Origin of the sequence: Streptomyces sp. NPDC057950 (assembly GCF_042887295.1) — a bacterium.
GTDB lineage: Bacteria > Actinomycetota > Actinomycetes > Streptomycetales > Streptomycetaceae > Streptomyces > Streptomyces kaempferi.
The window spans coordinates 189550-203668 of the sequence record NZ_JBHVPP010000016.1; the positions used below are offsets into that span (position 1 = coordinate 189550).

The window sequence follows — 14119 nt, forward strand, 5'->3', positions numbered from 1 at the left end:
GTGGAGATGTCGTTCAGGACAGTGACGTCCGCTCAGAGGCGTGGGCCTGCAGTACCCGGACGATGAGCAGTGCCACGTCGTCGTGGCCGCCCGGATCGCGAAGGGCGTGCAGGAGCACCTCGCAGGTGTCGTCGAGGGAGCGGTGCGGATCATCCAGGAGGACGAGCAGGCTGTCCATGCACGCGTCGATCGGAAAGCCACGTTTCTCGACCAGGCCGTCGGTGTACAGCACGAGTTGATCGCCACGGCCCAGCGCCAGCACACTGGTGTGGAAGTCGCCGTTGCCCACGCCCAGCGGGGTCCCCGTGGGCAGGTCGAGCAGTTCGCGTTTCCCGTCCATGCGGAGGAGCGCGGGCGGCAGATGGCCGGCCAGCGAGATGAGGCATCGCGCGCTGTGCGGGTCGTAGACGGCGTAGACACAGGTGGCGATGATGTCCTGCTCCAGGTCCTCGGTGATGCGGTCGAGGTGCTGGAGGACCTGGGCGGGGTCGAGGTCGAGCCCGGCCAGGGTGCGCGTGGCGGTGCGGAGCTGGCCCATGGTGGCGGCGGCGCTGACGCCGCTGCCCATGACGTCACCGACGACCAGGGCGGTTTTGTCGCCCCCGAGGGCGATGACGTCGAACCAGTCACCACCGATCCCGCTGGCGGCCCTGGCCGGCTGGTACCGGGAGGCGACGGCCAGCCCCGGCCGCTGCGGCGGAGGGTGGGGGAGGAGGCTGCGCTGGAGAGTGAGGACGGTGCGTCGTTGTTCCTCGAAGGCGCGGTAACGTTCGGTGACGTCCACACTGGAGGTCACCACGCCCAGCGCCTTTCCGTTGGGCGCTTCGAGCCGGTGGAACGAGATCGACCAGGCGTGCTCGTTGTCCGGGTCGGCCGGGGTGCGGGCGGAGGTGTACTGGTCCAGTACCGGGGCGCCGGTGGCCAGTACCTCGTGGATGGTCGTTTCGAAGGACTCGTCCAGCAGCGGAAGCACGTCATGCACGTGCCGGCCCAGGTGTTCGGCGACGGGGACGCCGCTCATCCGCTCCTCGGCCGCGTTGACCGACACGTAGCGGAGGTCGGTGTCCAGTACACCGAGCCCGATGGGTGACTGGGAGACCAGTCGCGCGGCCAGTGCCAGTTCACGTTCGACCTGCCGCAGCGTGGCCTGATCCGCCGCGAGCCCCAGGGCGTAGTGGTCACCCTGCTCGTCCTGGAGCCGCATGTTACGGAACTCCACCCGTCGCGTGCTGCCGTCCTTGTGCTTGATGGGGAAGACTCCGGCCCAGCTGCCGCCGCCCTCCATGACCTGCGCGAACAGGCCGAGGACGATGTCCCGGTGCTTCTCGTGGATCAGGAGGCGGCCGGCGAACTCGCCGAGCGCCTCATCTGCGCTGTAGCCGAAGAGATCCTCGCCCTGAGGGCTCCACAGAACGATCTTGCCGTGGTCGTCGAGGAGGATGGCTGCCACGCTCAGCAGGTCGAGGAGGCCGCCGGACGCGGTCGGGGCGACGTCCGCCGTGTCGTAGTCGCGCTCCAACGACTCGGCTGCACCCATCCCCATCCCTCCTCACTGCATGCGGCCACCGGGTGGCTTCAGGACGCCGAGGTACCCCAGGGCTCGGCAGCAGGCGTCATGTTCCTCCTCATCGTCTCCCTCCACGCCGAGTCCCGCAGCTATACCCGCCGCAAACCCGAAACAGGGGCATCGCGTCGGATCCCGTCGGCTACCGCCCAAAATACGCGTGCGCGCGCCGCCGCGGGGCCGGGTCAGGAGGGGCGGGGGAGCCGGGCGGGCACGCGCGTTCCGCCGGGCGGTAGGGCGTACGCGCGGTGATGTTCTCTCCGGGGCCACCCGGAAGGCCCACGGGGCCGGCGGGAGTGCCAGGACCGTTTCCCGTGCCGGCGACGGCTGAGGGCCGCGGTCACGGAAACGGTGCGGCCACCGACCGCAGCCGGGCGGTCACCGGGGTGTGAAGGCCCCGGCGTGTCCGCGGGCCGACGCGAGGAAGAGCCGAAGGGGGGAAGCGCCGACGCGCGGAAGCGCCGAAGGGCGGCGATCGCGCCATGGCCGCGGTTGTACACCCTGGGCCGCCGACAGATGCTGTAGTCATCGCCACGGGTTGGGGTGGTGCCATGAATGTCTGGAATGCGAAGGACAGCGTCTACTTCCGTGGTCCCCTCGACGTCACGCGGGCCGCCACGGCGGTCCTGGACGCCGAGGGCTGGGTCGTGGGGTGGAGTCCGGCGGCCGAGGAGATGCTCGGCTATCGGTCGGACGAGATCGTGGGCCACCCGGTGGACGTGCTGTTCGCGGGTGGGCGTTCCTGGCAGCCCGGACTGGCCGAGTGGCGTGACGCCCCCAACGTGCGCAGCAACGCGGTCGACCTCGAACACCGCGACGGCCACATCGTACGGTCGGCGACGATGATGTCCCGCCTGTCCGACGGGAGCGACGGACCGGCCTGGATCGTCGTCGCGGCGGAGCTGGACGAGGTCCACGACTGGGAGGCGGGCCAGGCCATGCTGCGCGGCCTGGCCACCCAGTCACCCATCAGCCTGACCATCTACGACACCGGCCTCCGGCTGGCGTGGGCCAACACCGCGTCGGGACGGGAGTTCACCGAACCGGTCGAGAACGTCATCGGGACACTGTCGCAGGACCTGTACCCGGGCGGCGAGGTACTGACCGAGGGGGCACCGTCGACGCTGGAACAGGTCATGCGGAACGTGCTCACCACCGGTGAGCCGGTTGTCGACCTGCGCTATCGCGGGCGGCCCCCGGCCGACCGGGAGCAGGATCACGTCTGGTCCTGCTCGTACTACCGTCTGCAGGACGCCCGTGGGCAGACGCTGGGCGTGTGCGAGGACGCCTTCGACGTGACCGACCGGTACCTCGCCCAGCGGCGGCTGGCGCTCCTGGTACGGGCCGGATCCCACATCGGCCGCACCCTCGATGTCGCGCGCACGGTCACGGAGTGCACCGAGGTCACCGTCCCGGACTTCGCCGACGCCGTCGTGGTGGACGTCGTGGAAGGTGTCACGGAAGGGGAGGAACCCGGTCAGGTGTGCCCGGATCCGCTGCTGCGCATGGCCCGCCGCTCGGCCGACGGTGTTCCCGAGGGGTCCCTCTCGGGAACGCCGTCGGCCGAGCGGCGGGTCGCCTACGACGCGGATTCGCCCCAGGCCCGCAGCCTGTCCTCGGGCCGCCAGGTCCTGGAGGAGACCGGATCGGGTGAGGCCGGGCCCCTGCCCGACGCCGAACCGTGGGCCCGTTCCGTACTCGTCGTACCCCTCCGCGCCCGGGGTACGACGCTGGGGCTCGTCACGTTCCTGCGCGGCAGGACCTCCGCCCGTTTCGACAGCGACGACCTGTCGCTCGCCGAGGAGCTGGCCACCCGTACCGCCGTCTGCATCGACAACGCGCGCCGCTACACCCGGGAGCGCAGGGCCGCCCTCGCACTCCAGCGCGACCTGCTGCCCCGGCACATCCCGCCGCAGACGGCCGTCGAAGTGGCCCACCGCTATCTCCCCGCTCACCTGGCCGGTGTCGGCGGCGACTGGTTCGACGTCGTGCCGCTCTCCGGAGCGCGGGTCGGGCTGGTCGTCGGAGACGTGGTGGGCCACGGTCTGCGCGCCGCCGCCACGATGGGCCGCCTGCGCACCAGCGTGCGCGCCCTGGCACGGCTGGACTACACCCCCGACGAACTGCTCACCCGCCTCGACGACCTGGCCGAGCAGACCTCCGAGGAACAGACGGCGGCGCGGCGAGTGAGTGGTCAGCCCGTCGATGCCGGAACGTACGACGACCCGGCCCTCGGTGTGACCTGCCTCTACGCGGTGTACGACCCGGTCACCGGGCGGTGTGCCCTGGCCCGCGCGGGGCACCTGCCGCCGGCGGTCGTCACCCCGGACGGCGTGCTCACCTTCCCCGAGCTGCCCTCCGGCCCACCACTGGGTCTGGGCGGTCTGCCGTTCGAGAGCGCGGAACTCGAACTGCCCCGGGGCAGCCTCGTGGCCCTCTTCACCGACGGTCTGGTCAGGGGCCAGGACCATGACATCGAGCTCGGACTCGAGCGGCTGGGCCGGGTGCTGTCCGAACGCGAGAAGCCTCTCGAGGAGTTGTGCGACCAGATCATCGCCGAACTCCTCCCCGAGGGACCGGCCGCCGACGACGCGGCCCTGCTGCTCGTACGCACCCGGGTGCTGGACTCGCACGAGGTGGCCGTGTGGGAGCTGTCCCTGGACCCCGAGGCGGTCGGACGCGCCCGCAACCTGGCCAGTCGGCAGCTGAGGAACTGGGGGCTGGGGGACCTGTCCTTCACCACCGAGCTGGTCGTCAGCGAGCTGGTCACCAACGCGATCCGTTACGCCTCGGGACCGATCCAGCTCAGGCTGATCCGCGACCGCACCCTGCTGTGCGAGGTCTCGGACGCCGGGCACACCACGCCCCACCTCCGGCGCGCCGCCAGTGACGACGAAGGCGGGCGCGGCCTTTTCATCGTCGCGCACATGGTCCAGCGGTGGGGCACGCGCTATTCGGCGGCCGGCAAGACCATCTGGACGGAACAGCCCCTCCCGCCCACGGACGCGCTCTAGACCACGGGCGGCCGGCGGCCACCAGTGGCGTCCGGCCATTTCATCGGGACGACGGTCAGTGGGCCGCCAACGATCCTGGATCCCCGCAGACTCCCCTCATCGAGGCGAACTGCGGTCATGTGCGGGCCAGTTGATGTGACAGGGTGTCCTGAGCCGTTCGCGCGCGGGGAGCCGGGACGGGCGTCGAGAGGAGCGCAGCGTGACGCAGTACGGGTTCCGTACCGAGGAGATCGACACCAGCAGGCCGCACCCGGCCCGGATCTACGACTACCTCCTGGGCGGCAAGGACAACTACGAGGTGGACCAGCGGGCCGGGGACGAACTCGCCGCCGCGGCCCCCGAGGCACGGATCGGCCTGCGAGCCAACCGCGCGTTCCTGCAACGCGCTGTCCGGTACGTGGTGGGCAGCGGCGTCCGCCAGATCCTCGACGTCGGCACCGGGCTGCCCACTTCGCCGAACGTGCACGAGACGGCCGAGGCGGTGGCGTCCGACGTGCGCATCGCGTACGTCGACAACGACCCGATCGTGAACGCCCACGCCAACGCGCTGATCAGCCGTTCCGGTCCGACCAGTGTCGTACTCGCCGACCTGCGCGATCCGCTCGCCATCGTGAACCACCCCGAGGTGCGCCGCGTCATCGACTTCGACGAGCCCGTCGCCCTTCTCCTGGTCGCCGTCGTCCACTTCCTCACCAATGCGGACAATCCCGGGCGAGTGGTAGCCACACTGCGCGACGCGCTGCCCGCGGGCAGCTTCCTGGTGCTCTCCCACGCCACCGGCGACTTCGCCGACCGCCGTGACGCGCAGGCCGTCTACAACAAGGCCAGCGCCACCCTGAACCTGCGCGCTCGCGCGGAGGTCGAGCGGTTCTTCGACGGGTTCGAACTGGTCGAACCGGGCCTGGCCCAGGTCCCGTTCTGGCGCCCGGACGGCCCGCCGCCGGCGAGGTCCGGCGAGATCGGCTTCTATGGCGGCGTCGGGCGCAGGAACGGCTGAGCCGCCGGCTCCCAGCCACCCCTTCCACCGGCGTCCCGAGGTGCCGTGCCCGACCCGGTCGGGCACGGCACTCATGCGTGCCGCACTTCCCCGATGTGACGTCCTCCATTGCGTTTCCCCGGCACAGCGGTGAGTCTCTCCCGGAACGATTCTCCGAAGAACTGTTATCCGAGGCTCACCGAGCGGTCTCCCAGGTATCGGACAGCATCGTTCGGCGTCGAGGACAGGGAAGCGTTTGATGAGCACACGGAACACGGTGGACGAGGCGGCACTGGTGACCGCTGCCCGAAGCGGCGACCCGCAGGCTCAGGACGCCCTGGTCGGTGCGTACCTCCCGCTCGTCTACAACATCGTGGGCCGGGCTCTGAACGGCTCCGTCGACGTGGACGACGTGGTCCAGGAGACGATGCTCCGTGCGCTGGACGCGCTGGGAAGTCTGCGGGCCCCCGAAAGCTTCCGCTCCTGGCTCGTGGCGATCGCGATGAACCAGGTCAGGACACACTGGCAGGCCCGGCAGTTCACCCCGGGAGCCGTTGAGGACACCAAGGACTTCGCCGATCCGGGCGCCGACTTCGTGGACCTGACTATGGTGCGGCTGCAGTTGTCCGGCCAGCGTCAGGAGACCGCGCGCGCCACCCGCTGGCTGGAGCCGGACGACCGGGCGCTGCTGTCGCTGTGGTGGCTGGAGTGCGCCGGCGAGCTCACCCGGACCGAGGTCGCCGCCGCCCTGGAGGCGTCACCTCAGCACACGGCGGTCCGGGTGCAGCGGATGAAGGCACAACTGGAGGCGGCGCGTGTGGTCGTGCGGGCGCTCGACGCGCGGCCGCCGTGCGAGGAACTGCGCGGGGTACTGGCCTCATGGGACGCTCGGCCCTCGGCGCTGTGGCGCAAGCGAATAGCGCGGCACGCCCGCGGGTGCGTACGCTGCTCCGGCCTGTGGAACGGGCTGATGCCCGCGGAGGGGCTGCTGGCCGGCCTGGCACTCGTGTCGGCGTCGCCCGCGCTGCTGGACAGAGTGCGCTCCGCCCGCGGCGGTATGGCTCCGGCCGGTTCGGCGTCGGCGCTCGACGCCTCCGGTGCCACCGTCGGACCGGGTACGAGGGCCCGTCACCGTGCCGACGGCCGCGCGGGAACCTCCCGTGGCGAGGCCCGTCGCCGTCGGCGCGTCCGGCGCCGCGCGGTGGGCGGTGCCGTCGTGGCGGCCTGTGTGGCCGGCGGCGGTCTCTGGTACTTCGGTTCGGACCCGGGGAACGGGGGCGGGGGAGGGAACGCCGCGCAGACGACCGACGACCACGTCGTGGGCCTCTCGGCGTCCAGTGCCTCCGAGGCCGCGCCGTCGGCCTCCCCGTCCGCCTCGGCGTCCGTGTCACCGTCCGCGTCGGCATCGAAGAAGGCGAGCCCTTCCAGGACCCCGTCCGCCACCAAGAAGAGTGTGCCGACACCCGCGAGATCCGTGCCGCCCACCAAGGCTTCGGCCAGTGCGTCGAAGGCGGCGGCTCCGGCGACCACCGTCGCGCAGGTGGTCGCGCTGGTGAACAAGGAGCGATCGACGGCCGGCTGCGGCCCGCTCACCGAGGACGCGCAGCTGGAGAAGGCCGCGCAGGCACACTCCGACGACATGGCCGCTCGTAACTTCTTCGAACACACCAACCCGGACGGCGCCGACCCCGGGCAGCGCATCACGGCCGCGGGCTACCGCTGGTCCACCTACGGCGAGAACATCGCCCAGGGCCAGCAGACGCCGGAGGCGGTGATGGAGTCGTGGATGAACAGCCCCGGCCACCGCGCCAACATTCTCAACTGCGCGTTCAAGAACATCGGAGTGGGAGTCCACAAGGGGTCGGGCGGCCCTTGGTGGACACAGGACTTCGGCGCCAAGCAGTGAGGGAACCCGCTTGTGTGCGGGGACAAGTCCGGCTCACGCGCTCCGCCGTCCCGCGCTTGTCGTGCGCGGTCCAGGAATTCCGGCGGACGCCGGGCCGGATCACGGCGATCAAGCCCATGTAAGCGGAATTCTCGAGCAGTTGGGGGTGTCGAACGCACCGCGGCGCGGGCTCGCGCGGCCTGCCGGTACTCGACTCCCCTGCTGTGGACACGAGTTACGGCATCCACGTCCCGGATGCCGCCGACCTCGACGAGGGCGTGGAGGTGCTTCGCGCGCAGGAGCCGGCCGGCCGCGCATCCCGTCGGCCCCTGCCCTCGACTCCGCCCGGGTCGGTCTCACCGGCGCGTCGGCGGTGACGCGGCTTCCCGCGCGGCCGGTGCGACCGGCTTCGTCGGCGGGCCATCACCAAGCGTCAGATTCCCACGTCAGAGGCCGCTCTGGGGGTGCGTCAGGCGGGGTCGGAGCGGGCGACGGCCGAGTACCTGCGTCCATTCGGGTGTTGCTGTGAAACTCCCGCGTGTCCGATATGGCAGATAAAGCGATTATCGGTACGTTCTCTCATAGATCGGCTGCTTGGCCGACGTCTCAGAGATTGGGAAAGTGACATGACCACGCGCAACATTGCCGTGACGGCCGCTGCTGCGGCTGCTACGGCCCTCGTCGCCACGGGCGTCACCTACGCCTCGGCCGCCGCGGCTCCTGAGGCCGCCCCCGTCGTCAAGCAGGTTGCTCCCATGGGTGGCGACAGCGGGCAGTCGAAGGGCAACGAAGGAGGAGGTGGAGGCGACCGCGGTGGCCGGGGCCACTACGAGGGCCACATCGACTTCAACGAGCGTACCTACTCCGCCCAGAGCTGGGGCTGCATCACCGTGGTGAGCGGTCTCGGTTCGCGTAGCTTCAACGTCCGCAACGACAGCCACCGGACCGTCGAGGTCTTCCGTGGCGCCACCTGTGACAACGGCTCGCCCGTCGCCACGGTCGGCCCGTGGAGCACCAGCAACGGTGTCATGCCCTTCCGCGTCCACGGTGGCGTGAAGGTCAAGAACGGCGTCGTGGGCAGCTTCCGCGTCGTCGAGGACCACCACCGCTGGTAGTCACGACGTCACCGCACCATCCGCACCGCATGGAGAACCCGGCCCGCTGCAATCGGGCCGGGTTCTCCGGCATGTGGTGCTGCTGCCCCACCCATGCCCACCACGCACGGACTTGAACATTCCGGGCACAGGTCGGTTTTGCCGCTTCGGCCGTGCGGCGGACGGTCCCGGTGGCGTCGGCACCGTGGGTGGCGGCCGGGACGGCGGCGAGGTCGGCCTCGTCGAAGAGGGGCGCTTCCCGCCGGGGGTGGCGGCGCGTGGACCGGCCTCGGTGGCGCCGTCGGTGCAGAGCAGCAGAGTGTCTCCCGCGGCGAGGCGGAAACGGACGTCGGTGAGACGGACCTCGGGCAGGATGCCCAGGAGTGTTCCCCGCCGGGCCGACCGACCGGATACGGCCGTCGGCGTGGCGGCTGAGGGCAGGGGGATGCCCCTGCGGCAAACACGGCGGGCATCGTCGGTGCGGTGGTTTCGGTGCGCGTCGTCCCGGTGGGCCGAGCCCGCCGCGCGCCATGAGGTCAGCCCGGCAGATGCGCCAGGGCGGTGGTCAGGTCGGGCTGGACGTCAAAGCATTCGACCGTACCCGTGACGTCCATACGCTGGTGGAACTGCTTGCTCAGGGGGCCGACAAGCATCAGGTCGCCCTTCTCACGGGCAGCGAGCAGATGCCCCAGCAGATGTTCGTCGCCGAAGGCGAGACCCGCCAGATCCACAATCACCGGGCAGCCGGACCCGGCGGCCTCACCGAAGATCTCCTCCAGCTTTCCGGAACTCGTCATGTCGGCGCATCCCCGCAGGAGCATCACGAACGCCCTGGGCATCTCGTACCGGGTGGTGATCGCCACCAGTTCGTCCGAGGCCGCGGGGGAGGTGTCCATCTGTCCAGCATCTCACCCTGGCTCCCGACGGGTCGTACGGGACTCCCCGGCACGCACCGCGGTCCTCGCTACCGCACCCGGGGGCCGGTCCGGCGTCGGCCGGACCGGGCCGGAGGGGCGACGCCCCCGCAACGCCCCCTACGGAACGCCGAGTTCGAAGAGGACGTACCCCGCGTACGAGCCGGAGGCGAACGCGGCGATGCCGAGTACGGCGCACAGCACCGGCGTACTGAGCCGGCGCATCCCGACGGCGCACGGGATGAACAGGGGGAAGGCGGGGAGCAGGTAGCGCGAGACGTTGCCGAAGATCTGCCGGCTTCCCAGGACGAGCGCGATCGTCAGGAGGGTGTGGACGACGAGGACCGGTGGCGGGCGGAGCCGCAGCAGCAACGGGAGGACGATCAAAGCCAGCAGCACCGTGCCGACGCCGACGAGGTCCTCGAACGGGGAGGCGAAGAGGTAGTCGAAGTGGCCCACCGGCAGGGAGGTGAACACGTCGAGGGTCTGCCTGCCGTAGTCGAACGTGTGGGCCCAGGCTCCCTCCTGGAGCTTGAAGTACCCGTCGTAGTCGCCCATCCGGTACCCCACCCAGCCGAGGTAGCCGACCAGCCCGAGGGGGGCGATCGCCACGGCCGCCAGGGGGCGCGGGGCGATGCGTCGGCGTCTCTTCCCGTCCGGGCCGGGGGCGTCGCCCCACCGGCGGACCTCCCGCCACTGCCGGTGCACGGCCAGCAGGGCGGCGACGGCGAGCGCCGCGATCAGCGCGGTGGCCGTCGGGCGGGTGAGGCCCGCGGCGCAGGTCAGAAGGCCGGCGGTGAGCCAGTGGTGGCGCATGACGGCGTAGCAGGCCCAGGCCGCGAGGGCCACGTAGAGCGATTCCGAATAGGCCGACCACTCCATGCCGGAACCGGGCCACACGGCCCAGAGTCCGGCGGCGGCGAGCCCGGCCCGGTGACCGCCGATCCGCGCGGTGACGGCGTGGATCGCCAGAGCGGCGGCGAACGAGGCCACGACCGAGACCAGCAGGCCGGCGCCGAACAGACCCAGACCGGTGCACGTGGAGAACAGCCGCATCAGGGCCGGGTACAGCGGGAAGAACGCCGCCGAATTGCCCTCGACGGTGATCAGGCCGGTGGCGCCGGGCACCGGGACGAGCGCCGGGTGGTACCCGTGTGCGGCGATCTGCTGGTACCACCAGCCGTCCCAGGTGGCCAGGACGTCCCAGACGTGGGCGCCGCCGCCGAAGCGGGGGTGTTTCCGGCGGAAGTCCCCGGCGGAGTCGAGCAGATACATGAAGACGCAGAAGCCGACGAGCTTCAGCGCACCGTACAGCGCGAGCACCGGACCGTACCGCTCCGCCACCCGGGGCAACCACGGCCACCGGTACGGAACGACAGCGGGGGAGGTGACGCGGGCCGGTGCGGTGCCGTACGGCTGCCGAGCGGCGGTTGAACGGCCCTCGGTGTGAGGCCTGTTGTCCTCGTACGGCGGAGAGTCCGCGAGACGCGGGTCGTTCATCGGACCCCGGCTCCCTTCCCGCCGTCACCGGGGAGGGCGGTGAACACCCAGGCCCGCAGGAGCAGGAAGCGCAGGAGCGTCGCGACCAGATTGGCGACGACGAGCACCTCGACCTCCGTGGGCCGCCCGGGACCCGGGACCCAGCGGTGCAGCGCGGCGAGCGACCCGCCGGTGAGTGCCAGGCCGAGGCCGAACACCCCCAGTCCCTTGGCCTGCTGGCGCAGCGCGCCGCCGCGCCCGCGCAGCCCGAAGGTGAGCCGTCGGTTCGCGGCCGTGTTCGCGACGGCGCAGAACAGGAGCGCCCACGCGTTGGCTCCCTGCGGACCCGTGACCGGACGCAGGGCCGCGTAGAGCAGGACGTACCCGACCGTGCTTGCCACGCCCACGGCAGCGAACCGCAGTGACCGGGCGACGAGTGAGCTAGGCGGATCACCTCCGGCGGCGCGCCGCAGGTCCGCGGTCGGGAGCGTGCCACGGGCCAGCGCGCCGCCGATCCTGGCGACACCGCGCAGGTCCGCCACGGCCGTGGGGATCAGATCGACCCGGCTGTCGGGGTCGTCGACCCAGTCGACCGGTACCTCGTGGATACGCATTCCGGCCCGCTCGGCGATCACCAGCAGTTCCGTGTCGAAGAACCATTCCGAGTCCCGCACCAGGGGAAGCAGCCGCTCGGCGACGTCGCGCCGGACCGCTTTGAAACCGCACTGCGCGTCGGAGAAGCCGACCGCGAGGGTGGACCTCAACAGGGCGTTGTAGCAACGGGAGATGATCTCCCGCTTGGGGCCGCGCACCACCCGGGAGCCACGGGCCAGCCGGGTGCCGATGGCCATGTCGGAGTGGCCGGAGATCAGCGGCGCGACCAGCGGGAGCAGCGCCGTCAGTTCGGTGGACAGGTCCACGTCCAGGTAGGCCAGGACCGGGGCCCGTGACCGCGACCAGGCGACGCGCAGAGCCCGGCCGCGCCCCTTCTCCGCCAGCCGTATCCACTCGGCCTCCGGGAGCTCGGCGGCCAGCCGGGCCGCGATCCGCGGCGTGGCGTCGGTACTGGCGTTGTCGGCGACGGTGATGCGGAAGGGGTACGGGAACGTCTCGCGCAGGTGCGTGTGCAGCCGCCGCACGCTCGGCTCCAGGTGCCTCTCCTCGTTGAACACGGGGACGACCACGTCGAGGACGGGTTCCGGGTGGTCCGCGGGCAGCGGCAGACGGAGCGGCAGCCTGTTCATGGCCAGTCCTGTCGAGGGGTTCGGCGGGGCGGGCCGCGTGGCATTGGTCATAGTTCATCCAGTTCTGTTCGTCGGCGCAGGGCATCCCGAAGAAGCTCACGGCGGAGCTGTGGGCACGGAGTACGGCTGCGGGCGGAGCGGGAAACGGGGGCGGGGGACGACAGGTTCCGCGCCAGGGTGTTCGGGGCGGGAGTGTCCGTGGCCGAGGGGTCGGTGCGGCGTACGGCCCGGGGGTGGGCGCGGGGCCGTTACCCGGTGGCGGTTACCCGGTGTCGGTCGCGTCGGCCGACGAGGACGAGGACGACTGGACGGTCGTCGTCGGTGGGGGCGGCGTGATGCTCCCGGTCGGCGTGGACGAAGCCGGGGGCGGCGGGCTGGTGGTCGCGCTCCGCGAGGGATCGGTGCCGACCGAGGTCGAACCGCCCGTCGAGGTCGGTGCCGTGGGTGGGTTGGTGGTGCTCGTGGTGTCGTCGGGAGCGGTGGTGCCCGATCCGGTAGGCGTCTCGCTGGAGGACCGGGGCGGGGTCGGGGTCGGTGAGATGTCCGGGGAGGGGCGGCCGGTCATGGGCAGCGGGGCCTGGGGCCGGTCGCCGTCCGGGGTGTGCGGCAGCAGGAACAGACCGAGGCTGAGCCCGGCGGCCGCGACCACGGAGCCCACGGCCTTCTGCGCGGAGCGGACCCGGCGGCGGGCGCGGATCCCGGTCGTGAGGCGGTCCTGTTGTGCCGGCTCGAAGGGGGTGTGCTCCTCGGTGTCGCGCATCATCCGCGCCAACTCCCGCTCGAAGTGATCCATGTTTCCCTTCACTCCACCGGTTCGATGACGACGGCCAGGATCTGGCGCAGGCGCGCCACACCGCGTGACGCGTGGGACCGGGCCGTGCCCAGTGGGCATCCCAGGATCTCCGCGACCTGTTTCTCCGGCAGGTCCTGGTAGTAGCGCAGCACCACGGCGGCCCTTTGCCGGGGCGGCAGTTGGGCGAGGGCCGCCTCCAGCCGCGACCGTTCCACCACGGTCGCGGACTCGTCCCCGACCTGCGCCAGGTCGGGCAGTTCGTCCACGGGGCGCTCGCCCCACCACCGTCTGCGGGCCGAGCGGGCGGCGGCGCGGGCCAGGATCTTTCGTACGTACGCCTCGGGCGCCTCGTCCGCGATCCTCGGCCAGACGAACCAGAGCTTGACCAGGGCCTCCTGGAGCAGGTCCTCGGCGCGGTGCCGGTCACCCCCGCAGAGCAGGCGCGCGAGGTGGATCAACGCCGACCAGCGGGCCGCGACGAACCCGTCGAAACCCTCGGCTCCAGCCTGTCGCATCCGCACCGTCCCTTGCCAGCTTCGTACACCTGGTGAAAGACGTCGGTGAGCACCTCGCTATGCACCGCCCGCACGTGATGCCGGTCACGTCGGGCGAGGAGACCGCGCTGCGGTTGGAAGAGGGGCGGACCTCGTCGAGGATTCCTCGCCACCGCGATGTAACATTGTGAGTTACATGGATGGAGGAGTGGTCCGAGGGTGAGTGCGAACAGCAGGCTGACGGTCGCGGTGCACGTACTGACGTGGATGGTGCTCGACCGGCAGGGCGGGAACGAAGTCGCCACGTCCGAGCGCATCGCGAGCAGTGTCAACACCAACCCCGTCGTGATCCGGCGCTGCCTCGGCGATCTGCGGAAGGCTGGGCTGGTGGAGGCCCGGCGGGGCACCGGTGCCGGCTGGGTCGTCGCGCGGGAGCCGGAGACGGTCACCCTGCTCGATGTGTACGAGGCCCTGGACGAGGGCGGTGTCTTCGGGATGCACAGCGGCGAACCGAACCAGTCATGTCCGGTCGGCTTCGGGATCCGGCCCACCCTGCGCCAGGTGTACGACGGCGTGGAGGACACCATGCGGAAGGAACTGGCCGGCACCACCATCGCCGACGTACTGCGGGATGTACTGGCCCAGGAGCGGGCTTAGAGTTC

General features: G+C 71.2%; 12 protein-coding genes. 5 read left to right on the forward strand and 7 right to left on the reverse strand.

Annotated features, from left to right (window positions below; all coding sequences use genetic code 11):
• Nucleotides 1-13 precede the first annotated feature (13 nt).
• A complete protein-coding gene (locus tag ACFVTC_RS25970) occupies nt 14-1537 on the reverse strand; it encodes a SpoIIE family protein phosphatase (protein WP_390130801.1) in 1524 nt (507 codons plus the stop codon).
• A 578-nt stretch (nt 1538-2115) separates the two neighbouring features.
• Here ACFVTC_RS25970 and ACFVTC_RS25975 point away from each other — a divergent pair.
• The 4 genes from ACFVTC_RS25975 (at nt 2116) to ACFVTC_RS25990 (ending at nt 8554) form a co-directional block, all read left to right on the forward strand.
• Nucleotides 2116-4578 carry a SpoIIE family protein phosphatase gene (locus ACFVTC_RS25975; RefSeq protein ID WP_390130803.1) on the forward strand — a complete coding sequence of 821 codons (2463 nt, stop codon included), beginning with the start codon at nt 2116-2118 and terminating at the stop codon, nt 4576-4578.
• 199 nt (nt 4579-4777) lie between these two features.
• Nucleotides 4778-5575: an SAM-dependent methyltransferase gene (locus ACFVTC_RS25980; RefSeq protein ID WP_390130805.1), complete on the forward strand. Its 798-nt coding sequence runs from the start codon at nt 4778-4780 to the stop codon at nt 5573-5575.
• A 238-nt stretch (nt 5576-5813) separates the two neighbouring features.
• The gene (locus ACFVTC_RS25985; RefSeq protein ID WP_390130807.1) at nt 5814-7460 is read left to right on the forward strand and encodes a sigma-70 family RNA polymerase sigma factor; all 1647 of its coding nucleotides are present in this window, start codon (nt 5814-5816) and stop codon (nt 7458-7460) included.
• Between the two features lie 605 nt (nt 7461-8065).
• Nucleotides 8066-8554 carry a hypothetical protein gene (locus ACFVTC_RS25990; RefSeq protein ID WP_168525836.1) on the forward strand — a complete coding sequence of 163 codons (489 nt, stop codon included), beginning with the start codon at nt 8066-8068 and terminating at the stop codon, nt 8552-8554.
• On the opposite strand, the gene ACFVTC_RS25995 is transcribed toward ACFVTC_RS25990, so the two are convergent.
• The 6 genes from ACFVTC_RS25995 to ACFVTC_RS26020 all read right to left on the reverse strand — a co-directional run bounded on the left by ACFVTC_RS25995 (nt 8555) and on the right by ACFVTC_RS26020 (nt 13478).
• On the reverse strand, nt 8555-9073 hold the full coding sequence (locus tag ACFVTC_RS25995; protein WP_390130900.1) for a SpoIIE family protein phosphatase: 519 nt from the start codon (nt 9071-9073) through the stop codon (nt 8555-8557).
• On the reverse strand, nt 9070-9429 hold the full coding sequence (locus ACFVTC_RS26000; protein WP_390130809.1) for an anti-sigma factor antagonist: 360 nt from the start codon (nt 9427-9429) through the stop codon (nt 9070-9072). The genes ACFVTC_RS25995 and ACFVTC_RS26000 overlap by 4 nt, the downstream gene beginning before the upstream one ends.
• A gap of 138 nt (nt 9430-9567) precedes the next feature.
• Nucleotides 9568-10947 (reverse strand): hypothetical protein, encoded by a 1380-nt coding sequence (locus tag ACFVTC_RS26005; protein ID WP_390130811.1) that lies wholly within the window; start codon nt 10945-10947, stop codon nt 9568-9570.
• Entirely contained in the window at nt 10944-12170 is a 1227-nt protein-coding gene (locus ACFVTC_RS26010) for a glycosyltransferase (RefSeq protein ID WP_390130813.1), read from the reverse strand. Before ACFVTC_RS26010 ends, ACFVTC_RS26005 begins: the two co-directional genes overlap by 4 nt.
• A gap of 262 nt (nt 12171-12432) precedes the next feature.
• Nucleotides 12433-12963 (reverse strand): hypothetical protein, encoded by a 531-nt coding sequence (locus tag ACFVTC_RS26015; protein WP_390130815.1) that lies wholly within the window; start codon nt 12961-12963, stop codon nt 12433-12435.
• A gap of 8 nt (nt 12964-12971) precedes the next feature.
• On the reverse strand, nt 12972-13478 hold the full coding sequence (locus ACFVTC_RS26020; RefSeq protein ID WP_356285908.1) for a SigE family RNA polymerase sigma factor: 507 nt from the start codon (nt 13476-13478) through the stop codon (nt 12972-12974).
• Nucleotides 13479-13676: 198 nt separating this feature from the next.
• On the opposite strand from ACFVTC_RS26020, the gene ACFVTC_RS26025 reads away from it, so the two are divergent.
• On the forward strand, nt 13677-14114 hold the full coding sequence (locus ACFVTC_RS26025) for an Rrf2 family transcriptional regulator (RefSeq protein ID WP_390130818.1): 438 nt from the start codon (nt 13677-13679) through the stop codon (nt 14112-14114).
• Nucleotides 14115-14119 lie beyond the last annotated feature (5 nt).